Here is a 15,899-nt window from a genome sequence, read left to right on the forward strand (position 1 = left end):
ACCTAGTAGAGTATATAATTTTACATTTCTGAGTACTTTGGAGATCTATAATAAATATGATCTCCAAATACTAATATATATATAATTGAGAACAAAAAAACTGTTGATAACTCTGAAAAAGATCAAAAAAGACATCAAAAAGAGTATGATTAGATTGAAATATTTACAGAAAAACTTACTCAATTGATAAATATCTTAACACTTTTTTGATAAAAGACAAATAGAGGGTCGTATTGGAGCTAAAAGATAAAATTTTTAAGTGCTTTTGAAGTGATACTTTAGGTATTTTTAAAGTAATACTTTTAAAGTATCAATTGAACATTTTTGAGCATTAATCTGGAGGTTCAACAGGCACTTTTTTATGCTGTTTGAGAAGAGCAAAAATTGCATTTTCTCTTGCTGAAAGCTTGTGTTTCTTATATTTTCCATAATATACATTATGTAATTTTCGATACTAACAAAAATATCCGCCAATCTTTTAAACAACAACCTATCGAACCTCCGGATGGCTTTGTTGCATAGCTAGTGTTGGTTGAGGTTATTGTAAGGAGAAAAGCTTATGGTTACTAACGCATTTTGTTGTAAAATAGGCATTTTTCAAACAAGTATAACTTATGCCACAAAAAATGAGAGTAAGTAACCAAAGAGAATATAATGAGTTTCTAAAAAAAAGAGGAAATGTTTTTCATTTTGTTAATCAAGCCATAGAAAATTGGTATGAAAATAGTCCAAAAGTTGCAGGTGGCAATAACACTTATAGTGATAAAGTTGTAATTTTAATACACATAATAGTTCATCTTTTTAGAATTGGCTTGAGACAAGCTGTAGGTTTTGTAAAAGGTTATATGGTACAAATAGGCAAAAAACTTAAGATTATCAGCTATACACAAGCTTCCAGAAGATTTAAAAAGCTTAATTTGAAGATTGATGACCATAGAAGCAATAAAGATGATCTGGAAAATGTTGAAATTGCCGTAGATAGCACTAGAGTTAGTATCTACAATAATAACGGTGGGCATAGTAAGCTTAATATTCGAAAAAGAAAATACAGTGGTTATGGTCAAGTAAGAAAATTACATGTTATTTTAAACATAAATGATAAGAAAGCAATAAGCATGAACTACACTAGTGGTGTTGCTGTAGACTATTTGCCGGTCTGCGATATGTTAGAAGAAGTCAGTGATAAATATAACATTTGTTCTATTCGAGCAGATGCGGCTTATGATATAAAAAGTGTGTATAAAGAATGCAGAAAATACAATATTGTGCCTATTATTCGCCCTAGGAAGGATACTAAAATTTGTTTAGCTGACTACTTATCAGAAAGAAACAAGTATATTAGTAGAATTAGGTCATATGAGAATTATGAAGATGGTATTAATGAATGGAAGAAAAAAGTTAAGTATGGAGCACGGTCTTATATTGAAGTCTTTTTCTATAGGTTGAAGCAAATATTTGGGTTTGGCTTGAAAAATAAATCAGAGGTAAATCGTGAAAAAGAGCTGTTAATTAAGTGCTACTTACTGAACAAATTTACTGATATTGGTATGGCTAAATTTAAATTAGCTGCGTAAGTTCATTGTGATTTACATGCCTATCAGTGCTATGCAACAAAGCCCCTCCGGATTAGTACTTAAAAGGAACTATTAAAGTACCTCTTTAAGATTAAATTGCTACTTTAAAAACACTTAAAATTTCAACCTTTAGCTCCAATACGACCCTCTATTTGTCTTTTATCAAAAAAGTGTTAAGATATTTATCAATTGAGTAAGTTTTTCTGTAAATATTTCAATCTAATCATACTCTTTTTGATGTCTTTTTTGATCTTTTTCAGAGTTATCAACAGTTTTTTTGTTCTCAATTATATATAAAAAATTTGGAGAAAAAAGGAAGAAGTCTCTTCTTCCTTTTTTTACTTAACTACACTACCATACTTGCCGCTGTACTAGCTTTTTGTTCTGCATCAACGCTATCTAGCTTCTCACTAGGAACCTGCTTTGACATTGCATATGTAATACCAAAAACAACAAACCCTATTGCTTGCTATAGCAACAGCTGCGCCAATAAAAGCCGATATTAGTAATGAAAGACCAGCAGCAGCAAAAAGTCCATTACCAACTCCCACTCCAGCCGTAATACCAACAATAGCACCAAATTTCATTGCTTTATTGCTTGTATTTATCTTCTGCCTTTTTTAAAAGCTGCTTTGATTCATCACGGGCATGTTTTCTTGCAGTCATTCCATAATGATCCTTTATAAAAAGATTAGTACCTGCATCTAGTAAAATTTGTGTTACCTCTTTGTCATGACTATTGTGCAAAGGAGTTTTTCCAAAAGAATCTCGTGCATTAACATTAGCACCTTTGTCTAATAGATATCGTATTAACTTCTTCTTCTCCTCTAAGCAATCAAAATCTCCAACTATTACATGCAATAATGTAACTTTATATCTATACTCTCTTTTCTCTAAGCTAAATAGATGATTTATATCAAATTCTTCCTCCTTCCACCTTTGATATGTATCGCAAGCTTCCGTTGAAACGATAAAAAAGGGTGAAGTTACTGCTATTCACTTTTTGTATCTTTTTTAGCAAAAGCTTCCTCCCAAGTGCCTTGAGTTGCTGCACGGCTATACTCTGTTACTCTATTTTCAAAGAAATTTGTATGTTCCACGCCATTTAGTATTTCATCAAGCCACGGAATAGGGTTATCTTGAACATTATATATAGATTTAAGACCTAATTGCGTTAACCTTCTGTTTGCTATGTAACGTATATAATTGCGCACTTCCTCTGCAGATAGCCCTTCAACATCTCCTAAATCAAAAGCAAGACTTATAAATTCATCTTCAAGTTCAACAATAGTGCGACATGCAGAATATAATTCTTCTTTGAACTCGTCATTCCAAATTTCATTATTCTCTTTAATAAACGTATTGAACAAATTGATAATTGAATTGGTGTGCAAGGTTTCGTCACGTGCTGACCAAGCAATTATTTGCCCCATACCTTTCATTTTTCCAAACCGTTGAAAATTGAGCAAAATTGCAAATGATGCAAATAACTGCAATCCTTCAGTGAAGGCACCAAATACTGCTAAAGTTTTAGCAACATGTTTTTTATCGTGCTTTTTACTTTCCTCAAATTCTAACATGTATTCATACTTCTTTCTCATAGCATCATATTTTAAGAATGCTTGATATTCACTTTCTGGTATGCCAATCGTATCTAGAAGGTATGAATAGGCTGCAATGTGTATAGTCTCCATATTGGAAAAGCTTGCAAGCATCATACATATTTCTGTTGGCTTAAATATATTTGAATAATGCCTCATATAGCAATTATTTACTTCAATATCTGCTTGAGTAAAAAACCTAAAAATCTGGGTCAATAAATTTTTCTCTACATTAGAAAGTTTAGTTTTCCAATCTTTCACATCATCAGCAAGCGGAACTTCTTCAGGTATCCAGTGTATCCTTTGTTGCTGCAACCATGCATCATATGCCCAAGGATAATTAAAAGGCTTGTATATTGGATCTGCTTCTAGCAACGACATAAGGTACCTAATTATTTTGAAGTAAATATTATATTAAATGATATTGAGAATCAGTCAATTTAACTTTTTTGAAATTTGACGACAGATAGTTTATCAGTGTATTATGATTTCAAATAACTAATTGACAAAATGCGAGTATTAATATTTTCTGTTTTGCTGTTTTCAGTAGGCTGCATGCACACTATCTATAATCACGGAGTTCCTGGCATTAATGTTGAACTGTGGAGCAAAATAAAAGTAGGTGATGATAGAGAAAAAGTGGTTCATACTTTAGGATTGCCAACATTAGTATCAAAGTTCGACGAAAATGTTTGGTACTATGTCTCATATAAAATTAAACAAGCTAACTTCTTGGGAAAAAGGAAGTACAGTAGTAAGTCTCTGCAAATTTCGTTTAATCAGAATGACGAAGTTACAGATATAAGAGAAATCAACGTTGCAGAAAGGTCTTTAGCTGTTGTTGATTGAAAATTTGCTGATCTATTTTTCATCACAAGTAACTAATTCAGGTAACGTAAATTCACCTATTTAGAATAAAATCTAACGTGACTTCGCGCCAAATGTGATGCTGCTCAGCAGGTAAGCCAATTAACGGGCTACATTTATACACTGCACGCATTGCATTATCTGCTGCTGATCTAAAAAGAGGATTATTTTGATAAGAACTACTATCTGCTACGTTGGCTACAACGATCTCGCCTTTACTGGATAATAATAAGTTAATTTTTATACTAAAATTTTCTTTATAAACTATGCCCTCAGGAATGCTCCAACACTCTGTCAGTTTATCCCTTATAGAATTAATAATTTCTGTTACAGCCAATTCATCATCTTTGTTCTCAATATTTTTCTTATCTCTTATTTCATTTTTCACCTCTTTGATGTCTTCTCTTAGTTTTCTTTCTACACCCTTTTTTCTTTTGGGAATTGGAATACCCTCATCAATTTCCTGTATTTCAATAATTTGCCTCGGTTGTACTAACTCAACTAATTCTTTTTTTCTTTGTGGTATAGGAATAACTGATGAATCATTCGTTTGGGCTTTCATTGAAAAAAGCAAAAAACAACATAGAGACAAAAGAAGAATATAATTAAAATAGAGAGGGCGCATATGTTAAGCAGCTTGTTTTACTGGTTTAAAGCTAATATTGCACATAAAGTCAATATATTTCAGTTGACTTAAACTCAAATTTGCTACACTAATTTTATTATCTCTATAATATCATATGGTCAATATACTCTAAATGAGATGGAAAGATGAAGGTGTTATTATAGCTGTTAAAAAATACGGTGATAAAAATTTAATTCTTTCTCTATTTACAAAAAATCATGGAAAGTGCAGAGGATTAACTAGGTTAACAAACAATAGCAATTATAAGTTTCAAATAAGTAATCTATTACATGCAGAATGGAGTGCTAAGCTACCTGAAAATCTAGGTTTTTTAAAGTGCGAATTGATTGAATCTCCATTTCATCATTTCTTTCAAGATAGGTTAAAAAGCATTGCTATTGTTTCTTTCTCGTCTATATTAGAAAAAGTGCTTCCAGAAAGTGAATCCTGCATCAAGTTGTATGATAATTTTAGACACTTCATCGATGTAATAAAACATAATAGCCAGTTTTGGCAAAGTCATTACCTTAACTTAGAGCTTCTGCTTCTTACGCAACTTGGATTTAAGTTAGACCTATCAAAATGTGCTGTAACAGGTGTGAAAGAAAATCTACAATTTATTTCTCCAAAAACTGGTAGAGCAGTGTCAAAAAAAGTAGGTGACTGTTATGCAGATAAATTACTACCTTTTCCACAGATGTTGCATGATGTATACAATAACAACCTACAAAATAGCTACTCATATCAAGAATTCAGACTAGGGTTAAAAATTACAGGGTATTTTTTAAATAAATATCTATTTCTGCAGTTAAATGCGAAATTTCCGGAGTTGAGAAATTTTATGCTATCATTTGAATCTTAGTTACTACTTATTTAAAAGAACTTCAACCAGTAACCACTCTATTTCTACCACTGTTTTTTGCTTTATATAAATATTTGTCAGCACGTACTATAAATTTTTTAACATCATCAAGGTCAGATCTTTGCATTGCTGAAATTCCAATGCTCACAGTTAAATTATGGGTTGTATTTTTATCCACAAGTATAAAAGGTTCTTTGGCAATAATTTTCCTTATTCTCTCTGCAATAGTATACGCATCTGATACATTGGTATCTGGCATTACAACAACAAATTCCTCACCACCAAACCTAGCTAATAAATCTGTCACTCTGATATTTTCAGAAATTCTTTTCTGTATTTCCTTTAAAAGTTCATCTCCAGCATTATGCCCAAAGTTATCATTCACCATCTTAAAATAATCTATATCAAGTATCATAAGAGATAAACTTCTATCTTTTTCCACAGAATCCTTAACAATATTTCTTAAGTGTGCATCAAAATATCTTCTATTATAACAGTTAGTTAATGGATCCTTTATAGACATTTCCACATTATTAAATAAATTCATTCTCAAGGCATCTTGATACCTTTTGCGTTTCACTTGCAAATTAACCCTAGCTATTAATTCACTCTCATCTAAAGGTACTGTTAAATAATCATTAGCACCTACATCAAGTGCCTTTACTAAATTGCTTTTATCATAATCTTCAGAAAGGATCAGAATTGGTGTATAACGTGTTTCTACTTTACTACGAAACTTAGAACACAACCGTAGGCCGTCAGTTTTTGAAAACTGCATGTCAGAAATAATCAGGTCGTAATTATCCTTAATACCAACCTTTAATGCTTCTTTTGGATCGTGCAGTATTTTAATTGATCTGAAGCGTTGCTTTAGAACATTGTGTATCTGCTCTGCTTGAAAGGTGTCCTCATCTACAACAAGTATGTTAGCATCAAAAATCTGATTAGAATAATCCATAATACTGCTTTCTGCTACTCCACCAATCTCAGCATTAGTTTCTCCTCTCAAGCACAACTCATCTATTATCATCTTTAAGCGCACAAGAGACTTAATTCTTGCAGATAAAGCAGTTTCATCTATCGGCTTAGTTAGAAAGTCATCCGCACCAGCATTAATTCCTTCCACTCTATCATGAGTGTCATGCAGCGCAGTTACCATAATTATTGGAATATAAGTCGTTAAGGGATCATTCTTTAGCTTCTTACAAACCTCAAAACCACTCATTTTTGGCATCATGACATCAAGTAAGATAATATCTGGCTGCTGTTCCGCTACTAAATCTATCGCCTCCTCGCCATCATAAGCTACAATAACTGTATAGTACTCTGCTTTTAGCTGAGCCTCCAAAAGCTTAACATTAGATGGTATATCATCTACTACTAGGATTTTTGCTGTCATTTTTTGTACTATCTACATTGTAAGTAGGATAAAGCTTGCCATCTTCACCAATTATGTAATTGACTTTTTCAACGTTATGCTCTTCATATAATTCTTTAATTCCGGTATCCTTCAACAATTTCCTAACTCTTGATTTTACAACCCAGAAATACCTATATATATTTTTAATAAGATTAAGAAATACAGGTACTTTACTTTTATCAAGAACAATTATACTCACTAAAGCTACAACTAAAACTTCTGACAGACCTATATTAAACATTTTTCCTATGAAGCAAGTATTTTAACTCTTCTGATTATGAGTATTAATTTACTTAAATCAAGTTTATAAGCGACCATCTCATCTAAAAAGCTATTGTAGCGCTCTATATAATCCTTATCATTAATAGCCCAAGTTTGAACCTTGTCTACATGATTATCAGTAGCTTTTATAACTTTAACAGCTAGCTTATGTTGATAATTGCTTAAATCATCTAATAAATCATTAATTAAGCTGCGATCCCAATAGGAAGAATGGCTTTTCATCTTGCCAGCAACTGTTCTAATCATATCAAATCTTAGCAGCGACTTTAATTCAAAGTATATTCTACCAGCCTCAAGGATGGACAAAGATGTCTGCTCAGCAACAGATATAACGTCCAGCGCATAAATAAGAATACGTAGATCAGCAACCCTTTTTGCTAGATCTTTATTTATGTTAAGCTCTAACAAAGAAGCTAATCCATGATTATAGACCTCTAATAGGTGCTCATCTAAAATATCATGGCCTAAAGTTTCAATTGCACCCCTAAATTTTGTAACACCATCTAGTTCTACAAGATTAAGCTTACCAAGATTTTTTACTAACCAAAATGATACCCTACCAATAAATTTTTGCACACTTCTCACTACTTGCAAATATGAATCAACATCAATTTTTCCATCCAATTCATCAATTTTCTGCCAAAGGCTACTTAAATTATATAGGTGATTAACAACGATATATATGTTAACTGCTTCATGTACTTTAATTCCAGTACTCTCAACCAAATTATTAATAAATATACAGCCCATCCTATTTACTACATCGTTTGTAATGCAAGTAGAAATAATTTCCCTACAAAGTTGGTGTTTCAATATGGAATCCTTGAACTCTGTTACCATCCTTTGTGGAAAGTAATTTAGTAAGTAATCACGGCACAAAAAATCTTTTTCAGGTAGCTCAGAGTGTATAACTTCATTTTTTATTGCTGTTCTTGCATAAGACATCAGAACAGAAAGCTGAGGAGAACAGAAACCTTCTCCATCAGTTAACATTCTTGCTACCTCTTCTTCAGCTGGAAGAAATTCTACATCTCGGTTTAGCAGCCCAAATTTCTCTAAACTGAGTAATAATTTATGGTGCTGCTCCAACTTTTCTTTAGCTTGCAAGCACTCAAGAAGCAATGCTTTTGTTTCAATCCTGTTATGGTTTTCAAGTACCTTAGATGCAACTTCATCTATCATGCTAGCCAGTATTTCATTCCTTTTTTCCAAGGAAATTCCCCCTTCTTTCATAATTGCAACAAAAGCAATCTTGATGTTAACTTCAAGATCAGAACATATTACTCCTGCTGAATTATCAATAAAATCTGCATTGATATACCCACCTATTTTAGCGTATTCTACCCTTCCAAGCTGCGTGCAACCAAGGTTGCCACCCTCTATAAACATAGAAGCTCTAATATCATGACCGTTTACTCTTAATTCATCATTTGCTTTATCGCCAACCATGCCATGGCTTTCACTTTTTGCCTTAACAAAGGTGCCAATTCCTCCATTCCATATGAAATCCACTTTTGCCTTGAGCAAATATCGAATCAAATCATTTGGAGATAATGTATCTTCCGTTATATCAAAGCACTTTTTCATTTCTTGAGAAATTTCTACTTGTTTGCTACTACGTTCAAATACCCCGCCACCATGAGAAATCAAATCTCTATTGTAATCCATCCAAGTGGAAAACGGTAATTCAAAGAGCCGTTTACGCTCCACGAAACTCTTTTCCGCATCAGGATTTGGATCAACAAAAATATGCATATGATTAAATGCTCCAATTAAACTCATATTTCTTGAAAGCAGCATGCCGTTCCCAAATAGATCGCCAGCCATATCTCCAATTCCAATAACAGTTGTATCCTGGTAAATATCCTTATTCATTCTCCAAAAATGGCGTTGTGCTGCAATCCATGCACCTCTTGCTGTAATACCCATCTTTTTGTGGTCATAACCTGCTGATCCACCAGATGCAAATGCATCTTCGAGCCAAAAGTTACATTCAGAGGATATTTCGTTTGCATAATCAGAAAATGAAGCAGTGCCTTTATCTGCTGCAACTACCAAATATGGATCATCTTCGTCATACCTAATCACATTTTCTGGTGGAGTTATTTTACCATCAACTACATTATCAGTAATATCAAGCATTCCTCTGATGAAATTCTTATAGCATTCAACACCTTTCTCCCTTAAAATGTTTTTGTCTTTATAAACTTGCTTTATTACAAACCCACCCTTTGCGCCAACAGGTACAATGACCGCATTTTTTGTCATCTGGGCTTTCATGAGTCCCAAAACTTCAGTGCGAAAATCTTCCGTTCTATCCGACCATCTCAAACCACCACGAGCCAACTTCCCTCCTCTTAGATGTATTCCCTCAAAAAGGTTTGAATAAACATACAATTCACGGTATGGGCGCGGGTCAGGTAAACCATTTATTTTACTTGAATCAAATTTGATAGATAAGTATGGCTTATCATCTTGATAATAACTGGTTCTCAAAATTGCCATTATCAAGTTAAATATCGAACGCAAAACGTAATCATGTGAAACGTTGCTGATCTCTTTTAGTAGTTCTTCAATTTTTTCTATCAAAATGCTAGTAGTTTCTGCCCTATCAATATCTATTTTAGTATCAAATCTTGAATGAAATAATTCTACTAAATACCTTACTACTTTTGGATACTCTGATACTACTTTCTGGATATATTCTGGGTTATAGCTAAATGATGTCTGCTTTAGGTAGGCGCTTAGCGCTCTAATCAGAAGCACTTCCTTCCACTCGAGCCCAGCAATAATGATCAAGCTGTTAAAATAGTCATTTTTTATTTCCTTGCTGAACACTTTTACAAGTGTTACCTCAAACTGCTCTTTTAAAGTAATGTTGTCTATTAATTCATCAACTCTTGACAACACAAAATGATGTATCCATATTCCACCGTTGATTTCTATATAATAACCATTATGAGATAGAATCTTAGCCCCTAAATTCTTAGTAACCTTTAATATCTTTGACAATTCAAGGCCTCCGTTGCTTGGAGTGTAAACCTTCAATTGATAGTTGAGATTGTCACGAGTAAGCCTCAAATCAACTTCGCTGACTTTTTTCTTTCTCACTATCTCCAATTTTTTCATATCATAATACGCATCATGAGGTTCAAAATTCTCTTGATAACTTATCGGAAATGCCTTGCAATAGCGGATAAATATATCCTCAACAGTGCTAAAAGTATTATATAAATTGTCTATAAAACGATCTTCCCACTTTTCTGTAATGTTTCTTAACTTGTTTTCGATACGCAAAACTTCATCATCAAAAACGCTAGCGCTTTTGGTTCTTAGCACCACGTGTAATTTCATCAAATCATATTCATTGATAATGTGATTGTTATAAATATCTGAACTTTCTGCATTCGTTTCATCTTTCAATATATCGCGTATCTTAAACATTAGTCTTGCACTAGCATAACGCATCGGTATCAATACTATGCAACTAATAAAGTTCCCTACCTTTCTCAAAAATAATTTGACTCTTGGTCTAATCGCAAGAGACATGATCGAGGTGCAAATTTCAAATAACTCATCTTCATTTGATTGGAATAATTCGTCACAAGAAAATGCCTGTAAAATGGAAATTAAAGCTTTATTGTTATGGCCACCAGGAACAAATCCTGCCTTTTTTTCTATTGTTGTAACCTTATCCTTTATTACCGGAATAGTTCGAATATCTTGCACTTCTGCTATAGAAGTAAATAGCCCAAAAAAATGCTGTTCCCTTATTACATCACCCTGATCATTAAATTCTTTCACTCCTATACAATTCATATAGGTACGCCGATGAACTATTGAGATTAGGTCTGATCTTAGTATGTATAAAGAATTCAAGCTTTCAGAAAAAATTGATGAATTTTGGTACTCTTCACTTGCTCTCATTAACCCGAGGCTCTCCTTACCACTTAGAGCAAGCTTTCCTTCTTTATTAGTAATGTATTCTTGATAACCTAAAAATACAAAATTGTTATTTTTCAACCAAGCTAGAAAATCTCTGCCTCCAGCATCCAATGCCGGATGCTCAAGAAGCTTCTTGAGCATCAATTGCCAGTCCTTTACAACGCAGTTAACTGCTTTTAGCGTCTTTCGTAGAGATTCTTCTAGTGTATCAACAAAGCTACCACTTATGCCTTTAATAATTACATATATTACTGACTCTTTGATTCCATTACTTTCTTCCAAAAGATGAATTTTATCTATTAGGCTATTTTTTCTTTGAACATTAATTATGCTGTTACTATAATAGCATATAGTTAAACCGTGTGACTTAATAGTGGAAATGACAGAATCCACTAAAAAGGGCATGTCATAATTTGTGATTTTAATTATAGTGAAATTGCCTTCTATTCCTGAAATATCATTTACATTACTTACTGCCAATTTACTTTCTTCTTTTTCTTTTTTAAGAATGAAGTTGTATGCATCTTCTGCAATGTATAAAAGAAATTTATCGTTGACTTTTAGGTCACTATTATAAACAAAATTATAAAAGTACTGTATAAACTCTTTAATTTTTTCTTTCTCTTTTTTATTCCCTTGATCAACTAGCTTAAATAAAGACTCAACATTAACATTATGACTTATACACATTTTTCAAAACAAAAATACACAGCGAATCTAGATCTTTTTAACTAAGATTTCGTTACCAGAAGTATACACTATTAGCTCATCTCCTTCTACTATTTCCCCCGATAAAACTAACTTAGCTAGATTATTTTGAATGCATTCTTGTATTACCCTTTTCAGAGGCCGCGCTCCATATTCAGGGTCATATCCAGTTTGTGCTATTAGTTCTTTAGCTTCTTGCGATAAACTAATACTCAGTTTACGCTTAGCAAGCATCTTTTGTAAATAAGAGAATTGAACATCTATAATTTTATCAATGTCATCTTTGGTTAAGCTGTGGAATATAATAATTTCATCCAGTCTATTTAAAAATTCTGGACGAAACGCTGACTTAACTATTTTCATCACCTCATTCACAGATTCGGTAGCTCCTCTTAGCATCACCTCAGCACCAAGGTTAGAAGTTAGAATCAGTATGGTATTGCGAAAATCAATCAATTTACCGTGGCTATCGGTGAGCCTGCCTTCATCCAAGATCTGCAGCAATATATTAAATATATCTGGATTTGCCTTTTCTATCTCATCAAACAAAATTACCTGATATGGTCTTCTCCTTACTGCCTCAGTTAACCTGCCACCTTGTTCATAGCCAACATATCCTGGAGGCGCACCAATTAACTTTGAAACGGAGTGTTTTTCCATATATTCTGACATATCAAAGCGTAGAAGTGCTGATTGATCATCAAACAAAAATTCGGCAAGGGATTTTGCCAACTCTGTTTTTCCAACTCCGGTTGGACCTAAGAATAAAAATGAACCAAAAGGTCGATTAGTATCCTGAACACCAGAGCGGGAGCGCCTTACTGCATTACTTATCGCTTCAATTGCATCTCTCTGCCCTATTACTCTTTTTCCTATTTCATTTTCCATGTTAAGGAGCTTTTCCTTTTCACTATGTATCATGTTATCAACTGGAATGCCTGTCCATTTTGAAACAATATTTGCAATATCACTCTCAGTAACTTCTTTCTTTAGGAAACTATCAGTAACTTTTTCCTGATTTTTTAACTCATTTTCAAGTTGAGGAATCACACCATACATCAATTCCCCTGCCCTTCCTAAATTTCCATTACGCTGAGCCAGTTCCAACTCTTTTCTCGAGTTATCCAATTTTTCAGCTGTTTCTTGTATTTTAGCTATCTTATTCTTTTCCATCTGCCATTTACTGCTTAAGTCAGCAAATTTACTGTTTAGACTCTCAATTTCCTCATTTATCTTTTTTAAACGTTGCTTAGAGTTTTCATCACTTTCTTTTTTCAAAGCCTCTGATTCAATTTTTAGTTGTATAATCTTTCTCTCAAGTTCGTCAATAACCTCAGGTTTGCTATCCATCTCAATTCTTACTCTGCTTGCTGCCTCATCAATTAAATCAATCGCTTTATCAGGTAAAAATCTATCTGTTATATATCTATTAGAAAGCGTTGCAGCAGCAATTATTGCACCATCTGTGATTCTAATACCATGATGCACCTCATATCTCTCCTTCAAACCTCTCAGTATTGAAATAGTATCAGTTTCAGTTGGTTGAGAAATAAACACAGGCTGAAAACGCCTTGCAAGCGCAGGATCTTTCTCTATATGTTGACGATACTCATCTAAAGTTGTAGCTCCTATACAGCGAATTTCTCCACGCGCAAGAGCAGGCTTTAACAAATTTGAAGCGTCCATTGCACCACTTGTTGCTCCTGCTCCAACTAAAGTATGAAGCTCATCTATAAATAAGATAACTTTCCCTTCTGCTTTTGAAATATCATTGATTACTGCTTTTAATCTTTCTTCGAATTCTCCTCTGAATTTTGTTCCAGCAATTAACGCACCTAGATCCAAAGCTAAAACTTTTGCATCACGCAAACCAAGTGGTACATCATTTGCAACAATTCTGTTTGCTAAACCTTCAACTATTGCAGTTTTTCCAACACCAGGTTCACCTATCAGTACTGGATTATTTTTTGTTCGCCTCAACGATACCTGCATAGTTCTTCTGATTTCCTCATCACGACCAATTACAGGATCAAGCTTACCTTGCATAGCAAGCTCTGTAATATCTTTTGTATACCTCTTTGCCGCATTTAATTTTTCCTCGCTATTTGGAGAGTCTGCACTGCCACCTTTTCTCATTTCTGCAATAACTGAATTTAATTTTTGCGGTGTTACACCACCTTCTGCTAAAATTTTACCTACAATTTCATCTTTTTGTGCAGCAAGGCCCTGCAGTAACCGCTCAACAGTAACAAATGTGTCTTTATTTCTCCTCGCAATACCAATTGAATCATCAAAAACTTTTGCTACCTCTCTTGAAAGCTGAAGTCCACCACTACCTGGTCCTCCAACCACTGGAAACTTTTTAATTGCACTACTCACAGCATCAGAAATATTCTGAACATTTTCACCACAAGCGCCTATCAAATCCTGAACTAAACCTGACTCATCTTCAAGCATTACTTTAAGTAAATGTTCAGGCATAAAAATCTGATGCCCAGCTCCCAATGCTTTCATTTGAGCGCTCTGGATTAGGCTTTTTGCTTTTTCGGTAAATTTATTCAAGTCCATAATACAAATTTAACTCATACTTGCTAGTATATATAACAACTACTTTCTCAATTTTAAACTTAAAGTCATTCATCAATAAAAATTTTCTAAGTTCATACAAAACAAGAAAAAGAAGATTCTCTACAAAAGAGAAAACTTATATTAAAATATTAATTTGTTTTAAAACTAAACTAATGTTAAGATATAAAGCATATAGCTTAATTTTTTTATAAAAGAGCAATGAATATCAATGATTTTAACATAAAGAACTTAACAACAATTTCTATAGTACAAGAAATAAAGAATGGCGTTAGGCTTGTTCCAGACATAATCAAACCTGGAAGGCTTTGTTGCATAGCTAGTGTTGGTTGAGGTTATTGTAAGGAGAAAAGCTTATGGTTACTAACGCATTTTGTTGTAAAATAGGCATTTTTCAAACAAGTATAACTTATGCCACAAAAAATGAGAGTAAGTAACCAAAGAGAATATAATGAGTTTCTAAAAAAAAGAGGAAATGTTTTTCATTTTGTTAATCAAGCCATAGAAAATTGGTATGAAAATAGTCCAAAAGTTGCAGGTGGCAATAACACTTATAGTGATAAAGTTGTAATTTTAATACACATAATAGTTCATCTTTTTAGAATTGGCTTGAGACAAGCTGTAGGTTTTGTAAAAGGTTATATGGTACAAATAGGCAAAAAACTTAAGATTATCAGCTATACACAAGCTTCCAGAAGATTTAAAAAGCTTAATTTGAAGATTGATGACCATAGAAGCAATAAAGATGATCTGGAAAATGTTGAAATTGCCGTAGATAGCACTAGAGTTAGTATCTACAATAATAACGGTGGGCATAGTAAGCTTAATATTCGAAAAAGAAAATACAGTGGTTATGGTCAAGTAAGAAAATTACATGTTATTTTAAACATAAATGATAAGAAAGCAATAAGCATGAACTACACTAGTGGTGTTGCTGTAGACTATTTGCCGGTCTGCGATATGTTAGAAGAAGTCAGTGATAAATATAACATTTGTTCTATTCGAGCAGATGCGGCTTATGATATAAAAAGTGTGTATAAAGAATGCAGAAAATACAATATTGTGCCTATTATTCGCCCTAGGAAGGATACTAAAATTTGTTTAGCTGACTACTTATCAGAAAGAAACAAGTATATTAGTAGAATTAGGTCATATGAGAATTATGAAGATGGTATTAATGAATGGAAGAAAAAAGTTAAGTATGGAGCACGGTCTTATATTGAAGTCTTTTTCTATAGGTTGAAGCAAATATTTGGGTTTGGCTTGAAAAATAAATCAGAGGTAAATCGTGAAAAAGAGCTGTTAATTAAGTGCTACTTACTGAACAAATTTACTGATATTGGTATGGCTAAATTTAAATTAGCTGCGTAAGTTCATTGTGATTTACATGCCTATCAGTGCTATGCAACAAAGCCAACCTGGAATACAG

13 protein-coding genes are annotated in these 15,899 nt (G+C 33.2%); 4 read left to right on the top strand and 9 right to left on the bottom strand.

What is annotated here, in order from left to right; all coding sequences use genetic code 11:
• Positions 1-614: 614 nt before the first annotated feature.
• On the top strand, positions 615-1,574 hold the full coding sequence (locus OPR58_RS07985; RefSeq protein WP_265022212.1) for an IS5 family transposase: 960 nt from the start codon (positions 615-617) through the stop codon (positions 1,572-1,574).
• 410 nt (positions 1,575-1,984) lie between these two features.
• On the opposite strand, the gene OPR58_RS07990 is transcribed toward OPR58_RS07985, so the two are convergent.
• From OPR58_RS07990 to OPR58_RS08000, 3 genes are all read right to left on the bottom strand, one after another.
• Positions 1,985-2,161: a hypothetical protein gene (locus tag OPR58_RS07990; protein WP_265022410.1), complete on the bottom strand. Its 177-nt coding sequence runs from the start codon at positions 2,159-2,161 to the stop codon at positions 1,985-1,987.
• Positions 2,162-2,165: 4 nt separating this feature from the next.
• Positions 2,166-2,435 (bottom strand): ankyrin repeat domain-containing protein, encoded by a 270-nt coding sequence (locus tag OPR58_RS07995; RefSeq protein WP_265022411.1) that lies wholly within the window; start codon positions 2,433-2,435, stop codon positions 2,166-2,168.
• A gap of 131 nt (positions 2,436-2,566) precedes the next feature.
• Positions 2,567-3,556: a ribonucleotide-diphosphate reductase subunit beta gene (locus OPR58_RS08000; RefSeq protein ID WP_264730695.1), complete on the bottom strand. Its 990-nt coding sequence runs from the start codon at positions 3,554-3,556 to the stop codon at positions 2,567-2,569.
• 129 nt (positions 3,557-3,685) lie between these two features.
• Here OPR58_RS08000 and OPR58_RS08005 point away from each other — a divergent pair, with 129 nt between their 5' ends.
• The gene (locus tag OPR58_RS08005; RefSeq protein WP_029237605.1) at positions 3,686-4,024 is read left to right on the top strand and encodes an outer membrane protein assembly factor BamE; all 339 of its coding nucleotides are present in this window, start codon (positions 3,686-3,688) and stop codon (positions 4,022-4,024) included.
• 52 nt (positions 4,025-4,076) lie between these two features.
• On the opposite strand, the gene OPR58_RS08010 is transcribed toward OPR58_RS08005, so the two are convergent.
• Positions 4,077-4,667: a hypothetical protein gene (locus OPR58_RS08010; RefSeq protein ID WP_265022412.1), complete on the bottom strand. Its 591-nt coding sequence runs from the start codon at positions 4,665-4,667 to the stop codon at positions 4,077-4,079.
• Between the two features lie 133 nt (positions 4,668-4,800).
• Here OPR58_RS08010 and recO point away from each other — a divergent pair, with 133 nt between their 5' ends.
• A complete protein-coding gene (gene recO / locus OPR58_RS08015; RefSeq protein WP_007302913.1) occupies positions 4,801-5,529 on the top strand; it encodes a DNA repair protein RecO in 729 nt (242 codons plus the stop codon).
• A gap of 22 nt (positions 5,530-5,551) precedes the next feature.
• Here recO and OPR58_RS08020 read toward each other — a convergent pair whose 3' ends face one another.
• The 5 genes from OPR58_RS08020 to OPR58_RS08040 form a co-directional block, all read right to left on the bottom strand.
• Positions 5,552-6,928 carry a PleD family two-component system response regulator gene (locus tag OPR58_RS08020; RefSeq protein WP_010401888.1) on the bottom strand — a complete coding sequence of 459 codons (1,377 nt, stop codon included), beginning with the start codon at positions 6,926-6,928 and terminating at the stop codon, positions 5,552-5,554.
• Positions 6,900-7,190: a Sec-independent protein translocase subunit TatB gene (gene tatB / locus OPR58_RS08025; protein ID WP_010401887.1), complete on the bottom strand. Its 291-nt coding sequence runs from the start codon at positions 7,188-7,190 to the stop codon at positions 6,900-6,902. Before tatB ends, OPR58_RS08020 begins: the two co-directional genes overlap by 29 nt.
• Before the next feature lie 5 nt (positions 7,191-7,195).
• A complete protein-coding gene (locus OPR58_RS08030; RefSeq protein ID WP_265022413.1) occupies positions 7,196-11,866 on the bottom strand; it encodes an NAD-glutamate dehydrogenase in 4,671 nt (1,556 codons plus the stop codon).
• 27 nt (positions 11,867-11,893) lie between these two features.
• Positions 11,894-14,452: an ATP-dependent chaperone ClpB gene (clpB, locus tag OPR58_RS08035; RefSeq protein ID WP_265022414.1), complete on the bottom strand. Its 2,559-nt coding sequence runs from the start codon at positions 14,450-14,452 to the stop codon at positions 11,894-11,896.
• Between the two features lie 206 nt (positions 14,453-14,658).
• On the bottom strand, positions 14,659-14,787 hold the full coding sequence (locus OPR58_RS08040; protein ID WP_265022415.1) for a hypothetical protein: 129 nt from the start codon (positions 14,785-14,787) through the stop codon (positions 14,659-14,661).
• A 94-nt stretch (positions 14,788-14,881) separates the two neighbouring features.
• Between OPR58_RS08040 and OPR58_RS08045 the strand changes: the two genes are divergently transcribed.
• The gene (locus OPR58_RS08045) at positions 14,882-15,841 is read left to right on the top strand and encodes an IS5 family transposase (RefSeq protein WP_265022212.1); all 960 of its coding nucleotides are present in this window, start codon (positions 14,882-14,884) and stop codon (positions 15,839-15,841) included.
• The last annotated feature ends 58 nt before the right edge of the window (positions 15,842-15,899 follow it).

Origin of the sequence: Wolbachia endosymbiont (group B) of Ischnura elegans, from assembly GCF_947251585.1 — a bacterium.
GTDB lineage: Bacteria > Pseudomonadota > Alphaproteobacteria > Rickettsiales > Anaplasmataceae > Wolbachia.

Coding starts and splice junctions, on each gene's coding strand:
- OPR58_RS07985 (WP_265022212.1), top strand. CDS start 615: ATGCCACAAAAAATGAGAGTAAGTAACCAAAGAGAATATAATGAGTTT.
- OPR58_RS07990 (WP_265022410.1), bottom strand. CDS start 2,161: ATGAAATTTGGTGCTATTGTTGGTATTACGGCTGGAGTGGGAGTTGGT.
- OPR58_RS08000 (WP_264730695.1), bottom strand. CDS start 3,556: ATGTCGTTGCTAGAAGCAGATCCAATATACAAGCCTTTTAATTATCCT.
- OPR58_RS08005 (WP_029237605.1), top strand. CDS start 3,686: ATGCGAGTATTAATATTTTCTGTTTTGCTGTTTTCAGTAGGCTGCATG.
- OPR58_RS08010 (WP_265022412.1), bottom strand. CDS start 4,667: ATGCGCCCTCTCTATTTTAATTATATTCTTCTTTTGTCTCTATGTTGT.
- recO (WP_007302913.1), top strand. CDS start 4,801: ATGAGATGGAAAGATGAAGGTGTTATTATAGCTGTTAAAAAATACGGT.
- OPR58_RS08020 (WP_010401888.1), bottom strand. CDS start 6,928: ATGACAGCAAAAATCCTAGTAGTAGATGATATACCATCTAATGTTAAG.
- tatB (WP_010401887.1), bottom strand. CDS start 7,190: ATGTTTAATATAGGTCTGTCAGAAGTTTTAGTTGTAGCTTTAGTGAGT.
- OPR58_RS08030 (WP_265022413.1), bottom strand. CDS start 11,866: ATGTGTATAAGTCATAATGTTAATGTTGAGTCTTTATTTAAGCTAGTT.
- clpB (WP_265022414.1), bottom strand. CDS start 14,452: ATGGACTTGAATAAATTTACCGAAAAAGCAAAAAGCCTAATCCAGAGC.
- OPR58_RS08040 (WP_265022415.1), bottom strand. CDS start 14,787: ATGCAACAAAGCCTTCCAGGTTTGATTATGTCTGGAACAAGCCTAACG.
- OPR58_RS08045 (WP_265022212.1), top strand. CDS start 14,882: ATGCCACAAAAAATGAGAGTAAGTAACCAAAGAGAATATAATGAGTTT.